Genomic DNA, 15,139 nt, shown 5'->3' on the forward strand with positions numbered 1-15,139 from the left:
TCTCTCAAAAGTGATATAATTTTGTTAAGTTATAAATTAACAAGAGGTGTCTTATGTTTTCAAAAGAACGTTTAAAACAAAAAAGAGTCGAAAAAGGGTATTCTCAAGCGAGGATGGCAAAAGAATTAGAGATTAGTCGGGTGGCTTATCATCACTGGGAGAGTGGTAAGACCATTCCCAACCAAAAACATTTGGCAACACTTGCCCTTATTTTGGAAGTGGAGACCACCTATTTTGAATCAGAATATCAGATTGTCAGAGACTATCTCAGACTCTCCCCATCAAACCAACAAAATGCCAAAGAGTATGTGGCTGATTTATTAGAAATACAGCAACAACAAGAACAAAAAATCAGACCACTGTTTGCTGTCTCTGTCCTAGCAGATGTTGCACTCTCAGCTGGTTTGGGAGAATCACTCTTTGACGAATACGAGACAGAGACCGTCTACTCTGATGTCGAACAATATGGCTATGATATTGCGACTTGGATTAAAGGAAACTCGATGGAACCTATTTATCAAAATGGTGAAGTCGCCCTCATCAAGGCCAACGGTTTTGACTATGATGGAGCCGTTTATGCCTTATCTTGGAATGATACTCTCTACATTAAAAAACTCTATCGTGAAAAAGAAGGTTTTCGCATGGTTTCTCTTAATAAAGAGTTTCCCGACCAATTTATTCCCTACGAAGATGAGCCTAAAATTGTGGGACTGGTTGTCAGTCACTTTATGCCAGTCATTAAAGAAGCATTGTGACCAACAAGAAGTCAAAAACAACCGTTCTCACTACTCATCCCAAATTTAATAATACGGAGAAGCACTATGGGCTACATTGATTATACGAGAGAGCCTCAATCTGATATTGCTTTTGTCGATATGAAATCCTTCTACGCATCCGTTGAGTGTGTGGCGCGTGGGCTAAACCCACTGACAACATCTCTTTGTGTGATGAGTCGTGCCGACAATGCTGATGGGCTCATCTTAGCGGCGTCACCTACCTTTAAAAAAATATTTGGCCAACATAATGTTGGTCGCTCCTACGATTTACCCTTTCATCTTAAAACCCGACGTTTCAATTATTATCGGGCAAAACAAAAAGGACTTACGCCAACACCAAAAGAGATTGCTTTTGTTGAAAATTGGGCAAAGCGAACACTCATCGTTCCTCCTAGGATGGATAGCTATATCAAGATTAATAGTCAAATCCAGAAAATCTTTCAACAGTATGCTAGTCCACAGGATATCCTTCCCTACTCGATTGATGAAGAATTAATTGATCTTACTTCTTCACTTGATTATTTCATCCCTGATAAAACTCTTTCAAAAAAGAGTAAACTTGATATTCTCTCTGCTAAAATTCAGCATGATATCTGGCAGAAAACGGGTATTTTCTCAACTGTCGGCATGAGTAATGCCAATCCACTCCTTGCCAAATTAGCACTTGATAATGAAGCCAAGAAAACCAAAACCATGCGAGCCAACTGGTCCTATCAGGATGTCGAAAGCAAGGTCTGGAACATCCCTCAGCTCACTGATTTCTGGGGCATTGGTCATCGTATCGCTAAGCGGCTAGAAAAATTGGGTATCACATCGATTAGAGAACTAGCCAATACCAACCCCGATCAACTCAAAAAAGAATTTGGCGTTATCGGCGTCCAGCTATGGTTCCATGCCAATGGCGTTGATGAAAGTAACGTTCACACGCCTTATCGCGTGAAAGCAAAGGGGCTTGGAAATTCGCAAATTCTCCCCAAAGACTACACCAAGCAACGAGATATCGAGCTCGTCCTTAGTGAGATGGCAGAACAAGTCGCCATTCGCCTTAGAAGAGCTCATAAAAAAACAACCACTGTTGCCATCGATGTCTCCTATTCAAAAACAGAGATGAGAAAAGGAATCCACACTCATACCAAGATCGAACCAACCAATAACACACAAGTGCTACAAAGGACAGTTATTCGGATTTTTCGACAAAAGTATACTTCCGGTGCCGTTCGTCAAATTGGCGTTAGGTATGCTGGGTTAGTGGATGAGCGTTATGCCTTAATCTCTCTCTTTGATGATGTTGCAAGCCTTGAAAAAGAAGAAAAACTACAAAGCACTATCGATACCATCCGTGACCAATTTGGCTTTTTAGCATTACAAAAAGGCACTGTTCTCCTAGACAATTCTCGTAATATCGCACGCAGCAAATTGATAGGAGGGCATTCTGCTGGAGGATTGGAGGGACTCAAATGATTGACCGCTCCTATCTGCCTTTTCAGTCAGCAAGAGAATATCAGGATAGAAAAATGGCAAAATGGATGGGCTTTTTCCTTTCTGAACACACCACTGCCCTATCAGACGCCTTCACTTCCGACATCTTCTTTTCAGAAATGCCACTCAAAGAAAAAGCAAGTCTTCTTGGACGCGTCTATGCTAACCAAACAAGCATTAACATTAGTGTCAAAAACAAGAAAAAAAGAGATGACTATTACGGTAGCATCTCAAGCATCGATAAAAATCACCTTATCCTTAAAACCAACAAAACCTATCTCAGACTAAACTTAGACGACATCATAACAATAAAACAGGCTAAGGAGGACGATGATGAGTCTATTTGATTATGAAAAAAATGCTTTACAAATGGATTATTTCAGTGAGCATTATAGACAATTTGAAAAAGATTTCTACAAGTATTCTGCACTAGACATTCCACTCACCTTTCTCACGGACGATCTGATGCGAAGCATGGCAAACGCCCAAAAATCCTACTTTAAACTCAACAAAGAAAATGCCAAAGATGGACTTGACCACTACTTCTTCTTTAGCATAGAGACCCCACCAGATAATACACTCATTAGAAAATACACCTATCAAAAAACCATGACCAGTCTTAAATAACAAAGACCATCATGGTTTTAGTTTCCAAAACATTCACCAGCATTTCTACCTTAAAATATGATACTATGAAATCATTAACAACAAGATTTCTATGAGATTAATAAAAAGAAAGGAAAGCTAGAATGACTTTAGAAGACAACAAGAAAAACGCTATCGCCTTTTATCAAACAGCCTATGAAGGTAATCCAAGAGAGGCTGTTTCAAAATATGTCGGCGATGACTACAAACAACATAATCCACTAGTCGGCGATGGTAAAGAAGCCTTTATCGCCTACTTTGAAAAAATGAATGAAGATTATCCCAACAAAACCATTTCCTTTGTACGCGCCATCGCAGAGGGCGACCTTGTTTCTCTTCACACACACCAAGTGTGGCACTACACGAAAGAAGAAGCTCACGAATTTGTTACCATGGATTTTTTCCGCTTTGATCCTCATGGAAAAATCATTGAACACTGGGATGCTATTCAAGAAATCCCTGAAGGAAGTATGAATGGCAATACCATGTATTGAGGGTAACCTTAGCCATAAATAAAACTAACCTTATCACAGAGTGATAAGGTTAGTTTTTTCTTAATTGATTTGCACAGGAATAGCACTTGGAATATTTTCATAAAACCATTTAGCTGTTTCTCTTGGCATCCTGACACACCCATGAGAACTTGGCATGCCAAGTCTGGCTGCTTCTTCAGGAATTTCATTACCATAACGATCAGTAGGCAAACTATGAAACAGATAAAGGCCGTGATCCTTAAAAGAGACCCAGTAATACGCACCTTCACCAGAAGCTTCATTAAAGAAGAAATCGCCTCTTTCAGGCTCAATGATGAATTGACCAGTCGGTGTTGGACTATCTGGGGCACCTGTTGAAACCACCGTTGAAAAAATCACCTGATTACCCGATAAAATGGACATTTTTTGTTCAGCAATAGAAACCTTAATCGATAAATCATTGTACTGAGCAAGGTCAGGGTAAAAAGACTCTTCCTGCCTAGGTGCATCAGTAGCTACTGAAGCCGTGTCCGCCACCTGTTCTGTCAGCGGTGTCTCTTCCTGAGTGGCTTCTACACTAGTCGTTGACGCCACAGAACTAGACACTTCTTTGTCCTCAGTCGACGTCTTTTTGGCAACAGTCACAGTAGGTTTCCCCGCCTCTTTACCAGCACCCGTTTTCCCCAAGACCTGATAAGTAGCATACCCTCCAACCAAAAGAAACACTACTACAATGATGATTAATGTTATAGGAGACCGTTTTTGACGCATCCTTCTCACCCTCTCTATCATCCATTAACAATTGATTTGCTAACCTTTTCACATGTTCAACCCTAGTATAAAACAAAAGGGAAATAAGCGCAACGAAAAATGAAAGATTGACAGTATCTTTCTAAACACAAAAAGCGTTCAGATTTTCTGAGCGCTTTTTAATTTTGACATCACTATTCTTAATTGTTTTTACCAGTTTTACTTATTTGAATGAATATCAACACTCTGATTCGCTAAGATTACTCCTACAGAAAGCTTTTCTCCAAAACTTAAATAAAGATTCTCATCTTTATATCTGCTTATTTTTTCTTACAATTTTTTTGGTGTGCTTTTAATTTCTTCATCGCCCAATCATAATGGCTTGAAGTAGTGCTTACAAAATACGAACCAAGTACACTTCCTCCTACCCACTTATAGACATCTTTTGAAAACAATTCTTCATTTGTAAACCTTTCAGCTAATGCTAAAATGTCTTTATGGGATTTATGAAACATTTCTTTTGCATCCTCAAGAGAAGTATTTTGATGTTTTTTCCAAAACTCTACATTCATATCTCCATAAGTTTTCCAGTTATATGGCGCTGGAATAAAAGGTTTTTCCACTCTTTTTAAATTTGTATCTACCCAATTTAAAAGAAGTTGGTGCCATTCATATAAATGAATCAAAATATCTCTTAGATTTTTGTCTCTTTTCCAATGTGCCTCTTTCTTTTTTTCATCAGTTGAAAAGTCAAAAGGTGTGCTTAATTCTTCGTCAGACAGCTTAGTAATCAATACGTTTAACTTCTCATAGTTTTCTTTCGCAGCAATCATTAAATCTTCTTTTGTTCTTGGTCTTGGCATAGTATTACCTCCTTCTTCACGCTATAACTCAATATTGTTTTTAAATGCTTTAATTCTTGCTATCAGTTGAATTTACTATGGACATTTGAAACGATATCGTATAAAGATTGATTGACTTTCTATGCCTCTTTATTCTTTGAACTATTCCCACTGTCATTATTATATCACGCCAAACAGCATTTTAATAATAATTTATGAATAGTATCCATTTTGTCTTCTCTCTCAAACATGGTATAATAGGCATTAGCTAAAAAGACCGTTCCTAAAGAACAGTCTAAATATGATTTTAAGGATAAACAAAGGAGACACTAAACATCATGATGAATATGCAAAATGTGATGAGACAGGCACAAAAATTACAAAAGCAAATGGAAAAGAAACAAGCTGAGCTAGCTGCTGCTACTTTTACCGGTAAATCAGCACAAGACCTAGTGGTTGCAACCTTTACTGGTGATAAACAACTGGTGTCAATCGATTTCAAGAGTGATGTGGTTGATCCAGAGGATGTTGAAACGCTTCAAGACATGACCATCCAAGCGGTCAATGATGCCTTGAAACAAATCGAGGACGAAACACAAAAAACCATGGGTGCCTTTGCTGGTAAATTACCCTTCTAAAACGAAAAAGCCGAACTGAGTTCGGCTTTTTTATTCGGATAGGATATCAGATAAGTTGAGGTTTGCAAAAGGATTATGGGTCACTTCTTCTTGCTTGTCTAAAAGTGCGATATTGTCATCAAACTCGCAAAACTTTTCATAGACAAGGGCTGTCATGCGTGCATCTTCAAGGCTATTATGGCTTTTCCCACTAATCTCTAAAAACTTGGCAACGGTGTGGAGCTGGAGATTACTAATCCCATTTAAGTCTTTACTGCGTCTTTTTTTAGCTTCCTCATAAACGTCAACCATGTAGTTTTCTCTCAGGTCCAACTCATGTGCCAACAAAAGCGGTAAATCACTTTTTTTAGCATTGTAGCCAATCAAAGGCGTTGAAGCAACAAAGGCTTTAAAATCAGCCATTACCGTTTCAATAACGGGTGCTTTTTTTATCTTGTCAGCAGTAATCCCCGTCAAACCATTGATAAAACTTTGTAGAGGGACGTCCGTATAGACATAGGTATCAAACGTCGCAATCTCTTGGTGTTTATGATATTTCACCGCTGACACTTGGATAATATGGCTAACATGATCAACCGTATTAAACTCCAAGTCAAAAGCAATATAGGTGTCTAAGTGTTCCATAACATAACCTCATCTAAAGAAAAAGCCTCCCATCAGAGACTTTATTTTCCAAATAAACGGGCAAAAAACCCTTTTTTTCTAGCGTCTTGTTGTGCCTGCGTCCGCTCAACCTTATGTTTTGTTTCTTCTACCTCATTTTTAGCCTCTTCCAACTCTAAGAGAAGAGTCTCTTTTTCTTTCATGGCAGTCAGGGTCAATTGTTGTTGTTGATCGAGTTGTTTATCTTTTTCAGCAATTTGGACATCCTTAACACTCAATTGTTTATCTTTTTCAGCAATTTGAATATCCTTGGCTTTAATCTGTTCATAAAGACGAGTGATTTCCGTATTTTTTTCGTCCACTAAAATCTCAAGGAGTTCACGTTGTTTTTCTTCCTCACTAATCGGCTCATCTTCAAAAATAGTTTTCTTATAAATTTCTTCTAGTTTAATCAGACCACTGCGAGTGACGACAGTAACCCCTTTGTCATTTTTATCGACATCTTCCTCAGAAAGTGTCTTGACACGGTTATTGACTGCCTGACGGCTGACTCCTAAAATTTCAGCTAGTTCGCTGACTGTCTTCTCAATTGCCATAATTCCCTCTTTATCCTGACATAATACTTATAAAAATAGTATCATAACCTTAGGATAATGTCAATTTTGGACAGGACTTAAAAAACTTGATTTTTTCCTTAAAAACAAGGAATTTCAAGCCTTTTTAAATAGAATATTTTCTCTCAAGAAAAAATATTTTTTCACTATTCAGACTTTTAACCAAGCTATGTTATAATGGCAGTATGAAACATTATAATACAATCATTATTGGCGGTGGCCCTGCAGGAATGATGGCTGCCATTTCCTCAAGCTTTTATGGACAAACCACTCTCCTCTTAGAAAAAAATCGACGATTGGGTAAAAAACTAGCTGGTACTGGTGGCGGTAGGTGTAATGTCACCAACAATGGCACACTAGAAGACTTGCTAGAAGGTATTCCAGGCAATGGTCGCTTTCTTTACAGTGTGTTTTCCCAATTTGACAACCATGATATTATCCAATTTTTCACAGATAATGGTGTTGCCTTAAAAGTGGAAGACCATGGTCGTGTTTTTCCGACAACTGATAAATCTAAAACCATCATCTCCTGTCTTGAAAATAAGATTACCGAACTTGGTGGGCAGATTAAAACAGGTTTTGAAGTGGTTTCTGTTAAAAAAAGCAATCAGAGCTTTCACGTTAAATCACACGATGAAGAGTTTACTTGTGATAAACTCGTGGTGACGACAGGTGGTAAAACTTATCCCTCAACCGGTTCAACTGGCTTTGGCTACGAGATTGCTAGGCATTTCAAACTTGCCGTCACAGACCTTGAAGCTGCAGAAAGTCCACTTTTGACTGATTTCCCACATAAAACCCTTCAAGGCATCTCTCTCGATGATATTACGATAACGTATCAAAAACACATCATCACTCACGATTTGCTCTTTACCCACTTTGGCTTATCTGGTCCAGCAGCACTGAGAATTTCCAGTTTTGTTCGTGGAGGGGAAACAATTTTCATCGACTTTCTCCCACTGGAAACAAAAGACAGCCTCAGTAGCTACTTGAAAGAAAACCGTGAAAAGTCTTTGAAGAATGCCTTAAAACAGTTTTTCCCAGAACGTCTTGCTGACTTTTTAGCGACACCTTATCCAGAAAAAGTCAAACAGCTGACGGTGAAAGAGGAAGAAAAACTATTAGAGTCCATTAAAAACTATCCTATTGCTGTCACAGGAAAAATGTCTCTGCCTAAGTCCTTTGTGACAAAAGGTGGTGTTGACTTAAAAGAAATCAATCCGAAAACCTTGGAGAGTAAAAAAGTGACAGGCCTTCATTTTGCCGGTGAAGTGTTAGACATCAATGCCCACACAGGTGGTTTTAACATCACTTCTGCTCTTTGTACCGGTTGGGTGGCAGGCATGCCGCACTACGATTAAAGAAATAAGCTAAAAATAAGTAAGAAAGGACAGGTATGACTACCCGTCCTTTTTAATCTTCAAATTGTTTTAAAAAACGTTTTTGCGTCTTATCAGACACATAGCCACATCGCTCATAAAAGGCGTGAGCAGCAGTTCTGTGCTCAGCTGAATTAAAGCGAATATATAGATAATGTCTTTTCTTTGCTTCATCCTCCAAAGAAAGTAAGAGTTTCTTTCCTATTCCCTGATGTTGATAGTCAGGATGAACAGCAAGTCCCATAATATTAAAACCTGCTTCACTATAAATACTTTCATAGCGACTCGCATGAAGAAAACCAGTCACTGTTTGACTTGCCTCTTCTTCAAAAACCACCAAATACTGATCAGGATCTTTGGTTAAGCGAGTGATTTGTTCTTGTACCAACTCCGTTGAAACACTATATCCTAGACTAATGTCACAGATATCTCTGAGTTCTTGTGCATCTGACGTTTGTGCTATTCTAATCATTTATCAATCCTCACAACTCTTTTTTTAAAGGATTAAGATAAGGTATCAAAAGCAAGGCTTGGTTTAGCATTTAAGTCAAGCGTTGCAAAATGATTATGGTCATATTCAACCGACGCTGCAAAAGCAATCATCCCAGCATTGTCACCACAAAGACGTAGTTTTGGAATGACAACAGGTACTTCTGTGATTTCTTTAGCTAGACGTTCTCTTAGCCCCTTATTAGCAGCAACACCACCAGCAACAACTAGTGTTTTGACTGGGTATTGTTCTAATGCTTTTTTGGTTTTAGCGAGTAAAACATCTAAAACGGCCGCCTGAAAAGAGGCACACAAGTCTTCTAAAACCAACTTTTCACCTTTTTGCTCAGCATTATGGTGAAGGTTGATAAAAGCTGATTTCAAACCTGAAAAAGAGAATTCCAAGTGATCTTCTTTAATCATGGCACGAGGAAAATCATATCTGTCTTGACCTTTATGGGCCAATTCATCAATTTCACGACCAGCTGGATAGGAAAGACCCATCACGCGCCCTACCTTGTCATAAGCTTCACCGACAGCATCATCACGTGTTTCACCAACGATGTGGTATTCTCCTGGTTTTGGAACATAAACCAACTCAGTATGCCCACCAGAGACTAGTAAAGCTAGTAAAGGATAAGTCAACTCCCCTTCGTCTCTAGCTGCCATCAAATGCCCCGCCATATGATTAACTGGAATCAAAGGCAGGTTGTTAGCCCAAGCAAAGGCCTTGGCAGCTGCCATTCCCACTAAAAGAGCACCAACGAGACCTGGACCATAAGTAACCGCAACAGCATCTAGGTCACTTGTCTCAACACCTGCTTCTTTAAGAGCTTCATCAATACAAACCGTGATGACTTCGACATGATGACGGCTTGCCACCTCAGGAACGACGCCACCAAAGCGTTTATGGCTCTCTACTTGACTAGCGATAACGTTTGATAAAAGTTCTGCTTCATTTCTTAATACGGCCACACTTGTCTCATCACAAGAGGACTCAATTGCTAAAATATATCTATCTTTCATTATTTTCTTCTCGCTTCATAATCACAGCATCCTCAATCGGATCGTGATAATAGTTTTTTCTCTCGCCCACGACCTGAAACCCATTTTTTTGGTAAAAAGCTTGCCCCTTATGATTAGAGGCTCTTACTTCTAAAAAAACGGCTTCTGGTTTGTTGAGCAACTGTTGTAATAATGCCGCCCCAAAACCTTTATTTTGAAAGGCACTTTTGACGGCGATATTTGTGATTTCTAATTCACCATAGAGGTATTCAATTGCTAAAAAACCCACTGCTTCTTTTTCATGATAGACGAAAAAATAGTCGGTGTTTTCTTTTTCAAGGTCTGCTTGAATCTGTCGTTTACTCCATGGTGATTTAGTATAAACATCCTCTAAAATGGCGTGAATCACATCTACTTTTTCCATTGTTGATAACATCTTAAACTCGCTTGATAAAATCATCTTCATTGGCTGGTTCATGCGTTTTCAACCAATTTTCTTCAGCTTCAACACGTTTTAAATACTCAGGAACAAACAGATCGACATTTTCCGGAGGTAACGTCAAACCTAACTTACCAATCTCATAAGCACTTGGCAAAACCTCTAAAATCTTAGCTTTTGGTAAGTTTTCTTTGATTGTTTCATAAAAAGCATCAACTTCACCGACAATACTAACATCGTCTTCATCGGTAAGACTCGCTAAAACATCACTAAAACTCATGTGCTGATCTGATTTAACAGACTGACCATGACGATAGAAACCAGCATAAACATTTTGACGTCTAGCATCAATAATCGGTACTACAAGACTAGATGTTTTAGCATTTAACGCAATAGCAGCTAAACTAGAAACGCCAACGACATCGATTTTTAAGGTATAGGCTAGTGTTTTGGCCGTTGCAACAGCGACTCTAAGACCGGTGTAGGAACCAGGGCCCTTAGCCACAACAATTCTGTCTAAATCCTTAGGTGTTAAACCTACCTGAGACATCAAAAAATCAATTGATGGCATAAGACTAATACTATGATTTTTCTTGATATTTAAAGTGATGTCAGCCAATAAAACGTCATCTTCTAATAAAGCGATTGACATGGCTTTGTTTGATGTATCAAATGCTAAAACTTTCATTATTTGAATTCCCTTACTTGATTATACCTAATATTGTATGATATAATGACTTCAAATGCAACGAATCAGGATAAAATATACTACACAATAGAAATGGAATAGTTTTTTTGTCAAATTTGCCAACAATTTGACGCGTTTTTTTGTAGTTTAAAAAGCCATCGTTACTTAGGAAAGGAAAAACAACACATGATTTATAAAGTTTTTTATCAAGACAGCAAGGACAATAGTCCTCGTCGTGAACAAACCAAATCACTCTATTTAGATATCACTGCTGACAATGAATTAAAAGGACGCATTATCGCACGTCAGCTTGTAGAAGAAAAAACCAATTTTAATGTAGAATATATCGAAGCCCTCTCAGAAAAGCATCTTGCTTATGAAAAAGAGACTGGTGCTTTTGAATTAACGGAGTTATAATAATATGTCAAAAATCAATTTAAAACCTAATGAAGTCGGGGTTTATGCCATTGGTGGACTAGGAGAAATCGGGAAAAACACCTACGGTATTGAATACCAAGATGAGATTATCATTGTTGATGCCGGGATTAAATTCCCAGAAGATGACCTCCTTGGTATCGACTATGTAATTCCAGACTATTCTTACATCGTTGAAAACATTGACCGTGTCAAAGCCCTTGTTATTACCCACGGTCACGAGGATCATATTGGTGGGATTCCTTTCTTGTTTAAACAAGTCAATATCCCTATCTATGCATCTCCTCTTGCCTTAGCCCTTATTCGTGGTAAATTAGAAGAACATGGTCTTCTTCGTGATGCTAAATTATTTGAAATCAATGGCAAGACTAAATTAACCTTCAAAAATCTAAGTGTGACCTTCTTTGATACCACCCATTCAATCCCAGAACCTCTTGGTATTGTTATCCATACACCTGAAGGAAAAATTGTAGCCACCGGAGACTTCAAGTTTGACTTTACACCAGTTGGTAAGCCGGCTGATCTTCACAAAATGGCTGCTTTAGGAGAAGAAGGTGTTTTACTTCTCTTGTCAGATTCAACCAACGCTGAGATTCCAACCTTTACCAATTCTGAAAAAGTCGTTGGACAATCCATCACAAAAATCATCGAAGGCATTCATGGACGGATTATCTTTGCCTCTTTTGCCTCAAACATTTTCCGCTTGCAACAAGCAGCTCAAGCAGCGGTTAAAACCGGACGAAAAATTGTGGTCTTTGGTCGATCAATGGAAAAAGCCATGGTCAATGGGACAGAACTTGGCTACATCAAGGTACCAAAAGGAACCTTTATTGAACCAAAAGACATTAAAAACTACAATGCTAGTGACATCATGATTCTTTGTACGGGAAGTCAAGGAGAGTCAATGGCTGCTCTATCTCGTATCGCAAATGGTACCCATAGACAAGTTTCCCTTCAACACGGTGATACTGTTATCTTCTCATCTAGTCCAATCCCTGGTAATACAACCAGTGTTAATAAACTGATTAATACCATTCAAGAAGCTGGTGTTGAAGTTATCCACAGTAAAGTCAATACCGTTCATACCTCTGGACATGGTGGCCAACAAGAGCAAAAACTCATGCTTAGCCTTATCAAACCAAAATTCTTTATGCCTGTCCATGGTGAATACCGTATGCAAAAAGTGCATGCAGGACTAGCTAATGATACGGGGATTCCAAAAGAAAACATCTTTATCATGGAAAATGGTGATGTCTTAGCGGTTACAAGAGATTCAGCTAGAATGGCTGGAAAATTCAATGCCCAAGACATCTACGTTGATGGTAAAGGGATTGGTGATATCGGTGCTGCCGTCTTAAAAGACCGTCGTGATTTATCAGAAGATGGTGTTGTATTAGCTGTTGCCACTGTTGATTTTGATTCTCAAATGATTTTAGCTGGACCAGATATTTTGAGTCGTGGCTTTATCTATATGAGAGAATCGGGTGACTTAATCAGAGAAACACAGCGTCTTCTCTTTAACACCATTCGTATAGCACTTAAAAATAAAGATGCTAGCATTCAATCCTTAAATGGTTCCATTGTGAATGCGTTAAGACCCTTCTTATACGAAAAAACGGAACGTGAACCAATCATCATTCCGATGATTCTAACACCTGATAAATAAACCTGACATATAGAGGTTGCGTACTTTGTACCAGCCTCTTTTTGATAGTTTTTATCTTCCAAAGCATCATAAAAACGCTCATCTTTTGAATGAGCGTTTTTACGGTACCATTTAATAAGGATAGATATAAGTCACTTCACCTGGTGTTACCCCATCATAAGGATTAAACCAGCCTCTATAATTGTCAATCCATTGTTGACCATTAAAGTTTGCCTCTAATACTTGAATGCTTGTTTCACTTTGAACGTCAATAACATAGGCCACATGACCATAGCCACCATCTGTCCAGCAAATGATAGAGCCAACCATTGGTGTTGTACCAATCTGGTAACCTAACCAAGAAGCTGTACCAGCCCAGTCGCCACCATTACCCCACCATTCACCAACCCAAGGTGCTAATTGTTGAACACCCCAAGTACATTGACCAATCGGATAACTACCAGTATATTCTTCATTGTCTTCATCAACTGCCACAACTGCAGGTGTTGGATTTGCTACTGTCAATACTTGGCCAGGGAGAATGAGACTTGAAACATCAAGATTATTCATTGCTGCCAATTCATACATATCCATACCATATTGCTGAGCAATACTATAAAAAGAATCACCATTTTGAATCACATATTCATCTGCTAGAGCTACCTCGTTAGCTAATAGAGTTGTTGCTGACACAGCACCAACTAGCATTAGTTGGTGTAACCATAATTTTGATGTTTGCTTTACTTTTCTCACATTGTTCTCCTTTTAACGTTGTTTTATACCTATCATAAGCTATCAATGTGACAAATAGTTTAAAGTCAGATAACAGTTGTAAAGAAAATCGTTAACAAAAAAAAGACAGGCTCGATAAACCTGTCTTTCAACATTTTTTTAATACAATTCAAGATAGTTATCAATTTCCCACTGAGACACATAAGAAGCATAGCTAGCCCATTCAATACGCTTAGCATCATAAAAATTAGTATAGATATGATCTCCAAGTGCTTCTCTAACAACTGTTGATTTTTTCAAGGCTTTTAAAGCATTATGAAGGGTTGATGGAAGATCGATAATACCTGCTTTCTTACGTTCTTCAGCTGTCATAGCATAAATATTAGTCTCAATTGGTTTTGGGGCTTCTATTTTATTCACAATACCATCTAAACCAGAAGCCAATAAAACTGCCATCGCTAAATAAGGATTTGCTGTTGGATCAACCGAACGTAATTCTAAACGCGTGCTAGCCCCTCTTGATGCTGGCACACGGATTAAAGGAGAGCGATTACGACCAGCCCAAGCAATATAAACTGGGGCTTCATAGCCTGGCACTAAACGTTTATAAGAATTAACGGTTGGATTAGTAATTGCCGTATAACTATAAGCATGCGCCATTAAACCACCAAGGAAATGATAGGCTGTTTTAGACAGTTGCATGCCTCTTTTATCATCTTCGTCGAAAAAGGCATTTCCTTCATCGGTAAACAATGACATATTACAGTGCATACCAGAACCAGCTATACCAAACTTAGGTTTAGCCATAAAAGTAGCATACATGCCATGTTTTCTAGCAATCGTTTTAACAACCAACTTAAACAATTGAATGTTATCACACGCTGCCAAGACATCGGCATATTTAAAATCAATTTCATGCTGACCAACAGCACACTCATGATGACTTGCTTCAACTTCAAAACCCATTTCAGTTAACACACGTACAATTTCGCGACGGGTGTTATCAGCCAAGTCAGTAGGCGCAAGATCAAAATAACCACCACGATCGTTCACTTCTAAAGTGGGTTTACCATTCTCATCCATTTTAAAGAGGAAAAATTCTGGCTCAGGTCCAAGATTAAAAGACTTAAAGCCCAGTTCTTCCATTCGCTTAATATTCCGTTTTAAATTACCTCTTGGGTCACCAGCAAAAGGCTGACCTTCAGCAGTATAGACATCACAAATAAGTCCACCTACTGCACCATTTTCATCTCCCCAAGGAAAAACGGTCCATGTTGATAAATCAGGATAAAGGTACATATCAGACTCATTAATACGGACAAATCCTTCAATGGAAGACCCATCAAACATAACCTTATTAGACAATACCTTATCTAATTGTTCTTTTGTTGCAGGAATTTCAACATTTTTCATAGTTCCTAATATATCGGTAAACATAAGGCGTAAGAAGGTTACATTTTTTTCCTCAATCTCACGGCGAATGGTTTTTTCAGTAATTGTCATCATA

19 protein-coding genes are annotated in these 15,139 nt (G+C 38.5%); 9 read left to right on the forward strand and 10 right to left on the reverse strand.

Features of this window, described 5'->3' with window-relative positions; translation table 11 throughout:
• Window positions 1-53 precede the first annotated feature (53 nt).
• The 5 genes from N7659_RS00880 to N7659_RS00900 all read left to right on the forward strand — a co-directional run bounded on the left by N7659_RS00880 (window position 54) and on the right by N7659_RS00900 (window position 3,394).
• Window positions 54-755 carry an XRE family transcriptional regulator gene (locus N7659_RS00880; RefSeq protein WP_263275364.1) on the forward strand — a complete coding sequence of 234 codons (702 nt, stop codon included), beginning with the start codon at window positions 54-56 and terminating at the stop codon, window positions 753-755.
• Between the two features lie 66 nt (window positions 756-821).
• Window positions 822-2,237: a Y-family DNA polymerase gene (locus N7659_RS00885; RefSeq protein ID WP_263275365.1), complete on the forward strand. Its 1,416-nt coding sequence runs from the start codon at window positions 822-824 to the stop codon at window positions 2,235-2,237.
• Window positions 2,234-2,602: a hypothetical protein gene (locus tag N7659_RS00890; RefSeq protein ID WP_263275366.1), complete on the forward strand. Its 369-nt coding sequence runs from the start codon at window positions 2,234-2,236 to the stop codon at window positions 2,600-2,602. Before N7659_RS00885 ends, N7659_RS00890 begins: the two co-directional genes overlap by 4 nt.
• Entirely contained in the window at window positions 2,589-2,882 is a 294-nt protein-coding gene (locus N7659_RS00895) for a DUF5960 family protein (protein ID WP_263275367.1), read from the forward strand. Before N7659_RS00890 ends, N7659_RS00895 begins: the two co-directional genes overlap by 14 nt.
• Window positions 2,883-3,004: 122 nt before the next feature.
• Window positions 3,005-3,394 carry a nuclear transport factor 2 family protein gene (locus tag N7659_RS00900; RefSeq protein ID WP_263275368.1) on the forward strand — a complete coding sequence of 130 codons (390 nt, stop codon included), beginning with the start codon at window positions 3,005-3,007 and terminating at the stop codon, window positions 3,392-3,394.
• Window positions 3,395-3,454: 60 nt separating this feature from the next.
• Here N7659_RS00900 and N7659_RS00905 read toward each other — a convergent pair whose 3' ends face one another.
• Together N7659_RS00905 and N7659_RS00910 are read right to left on the reverse strand one after the other, a co-directional pair.
• Window positions 3,455-4,144, reverse strand: a complete 690-nt coding sequence (locus tag N7659_RS00905) for a L,D-transpeptidase (RefSeq protein WP_263275369.1) — start codon at window positions 4,142-4,144, stop codon at window positions 3,455-3,457.
• Between the two features lie 299 nt (window positions 4,145-4,443).
• Entirely contained in the window at window positions 4,444-4,986 is a 543-nt protein-coding gene (locus tag N7659_RS00910; protein WP_263275370.1) for a ClbS/DfsB family four-helix bundle protein, read from the reverse strand.
• A 317-nt stretch (window positions 4,987-5,303) separates the two neighbouring features.
• On the opposite strand from N7659_RS00910, the gene N7659_RS00915 reads away from it, so the two are divergent.
• The gene (locus N7659_RS00915) at window positions 5,304-5,603 is read left to right on the forward strand and encodes a YbaB/EbfC family nucleoid-associated protein (RefSeq protein ID WP_199567907.1); all 300 of its coding nucleotides are present in this window, start codon (window positions 5,304-5,306) and stop codon (window positions 5,601-5,603) included.
• 30 nt (window positions 5,604-5,633) lie between these two features.
• On the opposite strand, the gene N7659_RS00920 is transcribed toward N7659_RS00915, so the two are convergent.
• Window positions 5,634-6,227, reverse strand: coding sequence for a 3'-5' exonuclease (locus N7659_RS00920; RefSeq protein WP_263275371.1), 594 nt, complete (start codon window positions 6,225-6,227; stop codon window positions 5,634-5,636).
• Between the two features lie 41 nt (window positions 6,228-6,268).
• Window positions 6,269-6,802, reverse strand: coding sequence for a DUF536 domain-containing protein (locus N7659_RS00925; RefSeq protein ID WP_199567905.1), 534 nt, complete (start codon window positions 6,800-6,802; stop codon window positions 6,269-6,271).
• Between the two features lie 203 nt (window positions 6,803-7,005).
• Between N7659_RS00925 and N7659_RS00930 the strand changes: the two genes are divergently transcribed.
• Window positions 7,006-8,181, forward strand: a complete 1,176-nt coding sequence (locus tag N7659_RS00930) for an NAD(P)/FAD-dependent oxidoreductase (RefSeq protein ID WP_263275372.1) — start codon at window positions 7,006-7,008, stop codon at window positions 8,179-8,181.
• A gap of 52 nt (window positions 8,182-8,233) precedes the next feature.
• Here N7659_RS00930 and N7659_RS00935 read toward each other — a convergent pair whose 3' ends face one another.
• Genes N7659_RS00935 through tsaB form a run of 4 tightly spaced genes read right to left on the reverse strand, consistent with a single transcriptional unit; the run spans window position 8,234 to window position 10,820 of the window.
• Entirely contained in the window at window positions 8,234-8,671 is a 438-nt protein-coding gene (locus N7659_RS00935) for a GNAT family N-acetyltransferase (protein WP_263275373.1), read from the reverse strand.
• 32 nt (window positions 8,672-8,703) lie between these two features.
• The gene (tsaD, locus tag N7659_RS00940) at window positions 8,704-9,714 is read right to left on the reverse strand and encodes a tRNA (adenosine(37)-N6)-threonylcarbamoyltransferase complex transferase subunit TsaD (RefSeq protein ID WP_263275374.1); all 1,011 of its coding nucleotides are present in this window, start codon (window positions 9,712-9,714) and stop codon (window positions 8,704-8,706) included.
• Window positions 9,704-10,153 (reverse strand): ribosomal protein S18-alanine N-acetyltransferase, encoded by a 450-nt coding sequence (rimI, locus tag N7659_RS00945; protein ID WP_411575290.1) that lies wholly within the window; start codon window positions 10,151-10,153, stop codon window positions 9,704-9,706. The genes tsaD and rimI overlap by 11 nt, the downstream gene beginning before the upstream one ends.
• A complete protein-coding gene (gene tsaB, locus N7659_RS00950; protein ID WP_263275376.1) occupies window positions 10,131-10,820 on the reverse strand; it encodes a tRNA (adenosine(37)-N6)-threonylcarbamoyltransferase complex dimerization subunit type 1 TsaB in 690 nt (229 codons plus the stop codon). Before tsaB ends, rimI begins: the two co-directional genes overlap by 23 nt.
• A gap of 186 nt (window positions 10,821-11,006) precedes the next feature.
• On the opposite strand from tsaB, the gene N7659_RS00955 reads away from it, so the two are divergent.
• Both N7659_RS00955 and rnjA read left to right on the forward strand, forming a co-directional pair.
• Window positions 11,007-11,237 (forward strand): DNA-directed RNA polymerase subunit epsilon, encoded by a 231-nt coding sequence (locus N7659_RS00955; RefSeq protein WP_263275377.1) that lies wholly within the window; start codon window positions 11,007-11,009, stop codon window positions 11,235-11,237.
• A 4-nt stretch (window positions 11,238-11,241) separates the two neighbouring features.
• Window positions 11,242-12,921, forward strand: coding sequence for a ribonuclease J1 (gene rnjA, locus N7659_RS00960; protein WP_263275378.1), 1,680 nt, complete (start codon window positions 11,242-11,244; stop codon window positions 12,919-12,921).
• Window positions 12,922-13,032: 111 nt separating this feature from the next.
• Here rnjA and N7659_RS00965 read toward each other — a convergent pair whose 3' ends face one another.
• On the reverse strand, window positions 13,033-13,608 hold the full coding sequence (locus tag N7659_RS00965; RefSeq protein ID WP_263275436.1) for a CHAP domain-containing protein: 576 nt from the start codon (window positions 13,606-13,608) through the stop codon (window positions 13,033-13,035).
• 183 nt (window positions 13,609-13,791) lie between these two features.
• The gene (gene glnA / locus N7659_RS00970) at window positions 13,792-15,135 is read right to left on the reverse strand and encodes a type I glutamate--ammonia ligase (RefSeq protein ID WP_263275379.1); all 1,344 of its coding nucleotides are present in this window, start codon (window positions 15,133-15,135) and stop codon (window positions 13,792-13,794) included.
• Window positions 15,136-15,139 lie beyond the last annotated feature (4 nt).

The organism is Streptococcus sp. CSL10205-OR2 (assembly GCF_025660655.1).
Lineage (GTDB): Bacteria > Bacillota > Bacilli > Lactobacillales > Streptococcaceae > Streptococcus.

Bases quoted from the DNA above. Each gene is read 5' to 3' on its own strand.
- N7659_RS00880 (WP_263275364.1), top strand. From the start codon at position 54: ATGTTTTCAAAAGAACGTTTAAAACAAAAAAGAGTCGAAAAAGGGTAT.
- N7659_RS00885 (WP_263275365.1), top strand. From the start codon at position 822: ATGGGCTACATTGATTATACGAGAGAGCCTCAATCTGATATTGCTTTT.
- N7659_RS00890 (WP_263275366.1), top strand. From the start codon at position 2,234: ATGATTGACCGCTCCTATCTGCCTTTTCAGTCAGCAAGAGAATATCAG.
- N7659_RS00895 (WP_263275367.1), top strand. From the start codon at position 2,589: ATGAGTCTATTTGATTATGAAAAAAATGCTTTACAAATGGATTATTTC.
- N7659_RS00900 (WP_263275368.1), top strand. From the start codon at position 3,005: ATGACTTTAGAAGACAACAAGAAAAACGCTATCGCCTTTTATCAAACA.
- N7659_RS00905 (WP_263275369.1), bottom strand. From the start codon at position 4,144: ATGCGTCAAAAACGGTCTCCTATAACATTAATCATCATTGTAGTAGTG.
- N7659_RS00910 (WP_263275370.1), bottom strand. From the start codon at position 4,986: ATGCCAAGACCAAGAACAAAAGAAGATTTAATGATTGCTGCGAAAGAA.
- N7659_RS00915 (WP_199567907.1), top strand. From the start codon at position 5,304: ATGATGAATATGCAAAATGTGATGAGACAGGCACAAAAATTACAAAAG.
- N7659_RS00920 (WP_263275371.1), bottom strand. From the start codon at position 6,227: ATGGAACACTTAGACACCTATATTGCTTTTGACTTGGAGTTTAATACG.
- N7659_RS00925 (WP_199567905.1), bottom strand. From the start codon at position 6,802: ATGGCAATTGAGAAGACAGTCAGCGAACTAGCTGAAATTTTAGGAGTC.
- N7659_RS00930 (WP_263275372.1), top strand. From the start codon at position 7,006: ATGAAACATTATAATACAATCATTATTGGCGGTGGCCCTGCAGGAATG.
- N7659_RS00935 (WP_263275373.1), bottom strand. From the start codon at position 8,671: ATGATTAGAATAGCACAAACGTCAGATGCACAAGAACTCAGAGATATC.
- tsaD (WP_263275374.1), bottom strand. From the start codon at position 9,714: ATGAAAGATAGATATATTTTAGCAATTGAGTCCTCTTGTGATGAGACA.
- rimI (WP_411575290.1), bottom strand. From the start codon at position 10,153: ATGATTTTATCAAGCGAGTTTAAGATGTTATCAACAATGGAAAAAGTA.
- tsaB (WP_263275376.1), bottom strand. From the start codon at position 10,820: ATGAAAGTTTTAGCATTTGATACATCAAACAAAGCCATGTCAATCGCT.
- N7659_RS00955 (WP_263275377.1), top strand. From the start codon at position 11,007: ATGATTTATAAAGTTTTTTATCAAGACAGCAAGGACAATAGTCCTCGT.
- rnjA (WP_263275378.1), top strand. From the start codon at position 11,242: ATGTCAAAAATCAATTTAAAACCTAATGAAGTCGGGGTTTATGCCATT.
- N7659_RS00965 (WP_263275436.1), bottom strand. From the start codon at position 13,608: ATGCTAGTTGGTGCTGTGTCAGCAACAACTCTATTAGCTAACGAGGTA.
- glnA (WP_263275379.1), bottom strand. From the start codon at position 15,135: ATGACAATTACTGAAAAAACCATTCGCCGTGAGATTGAGGAAAAAAAT.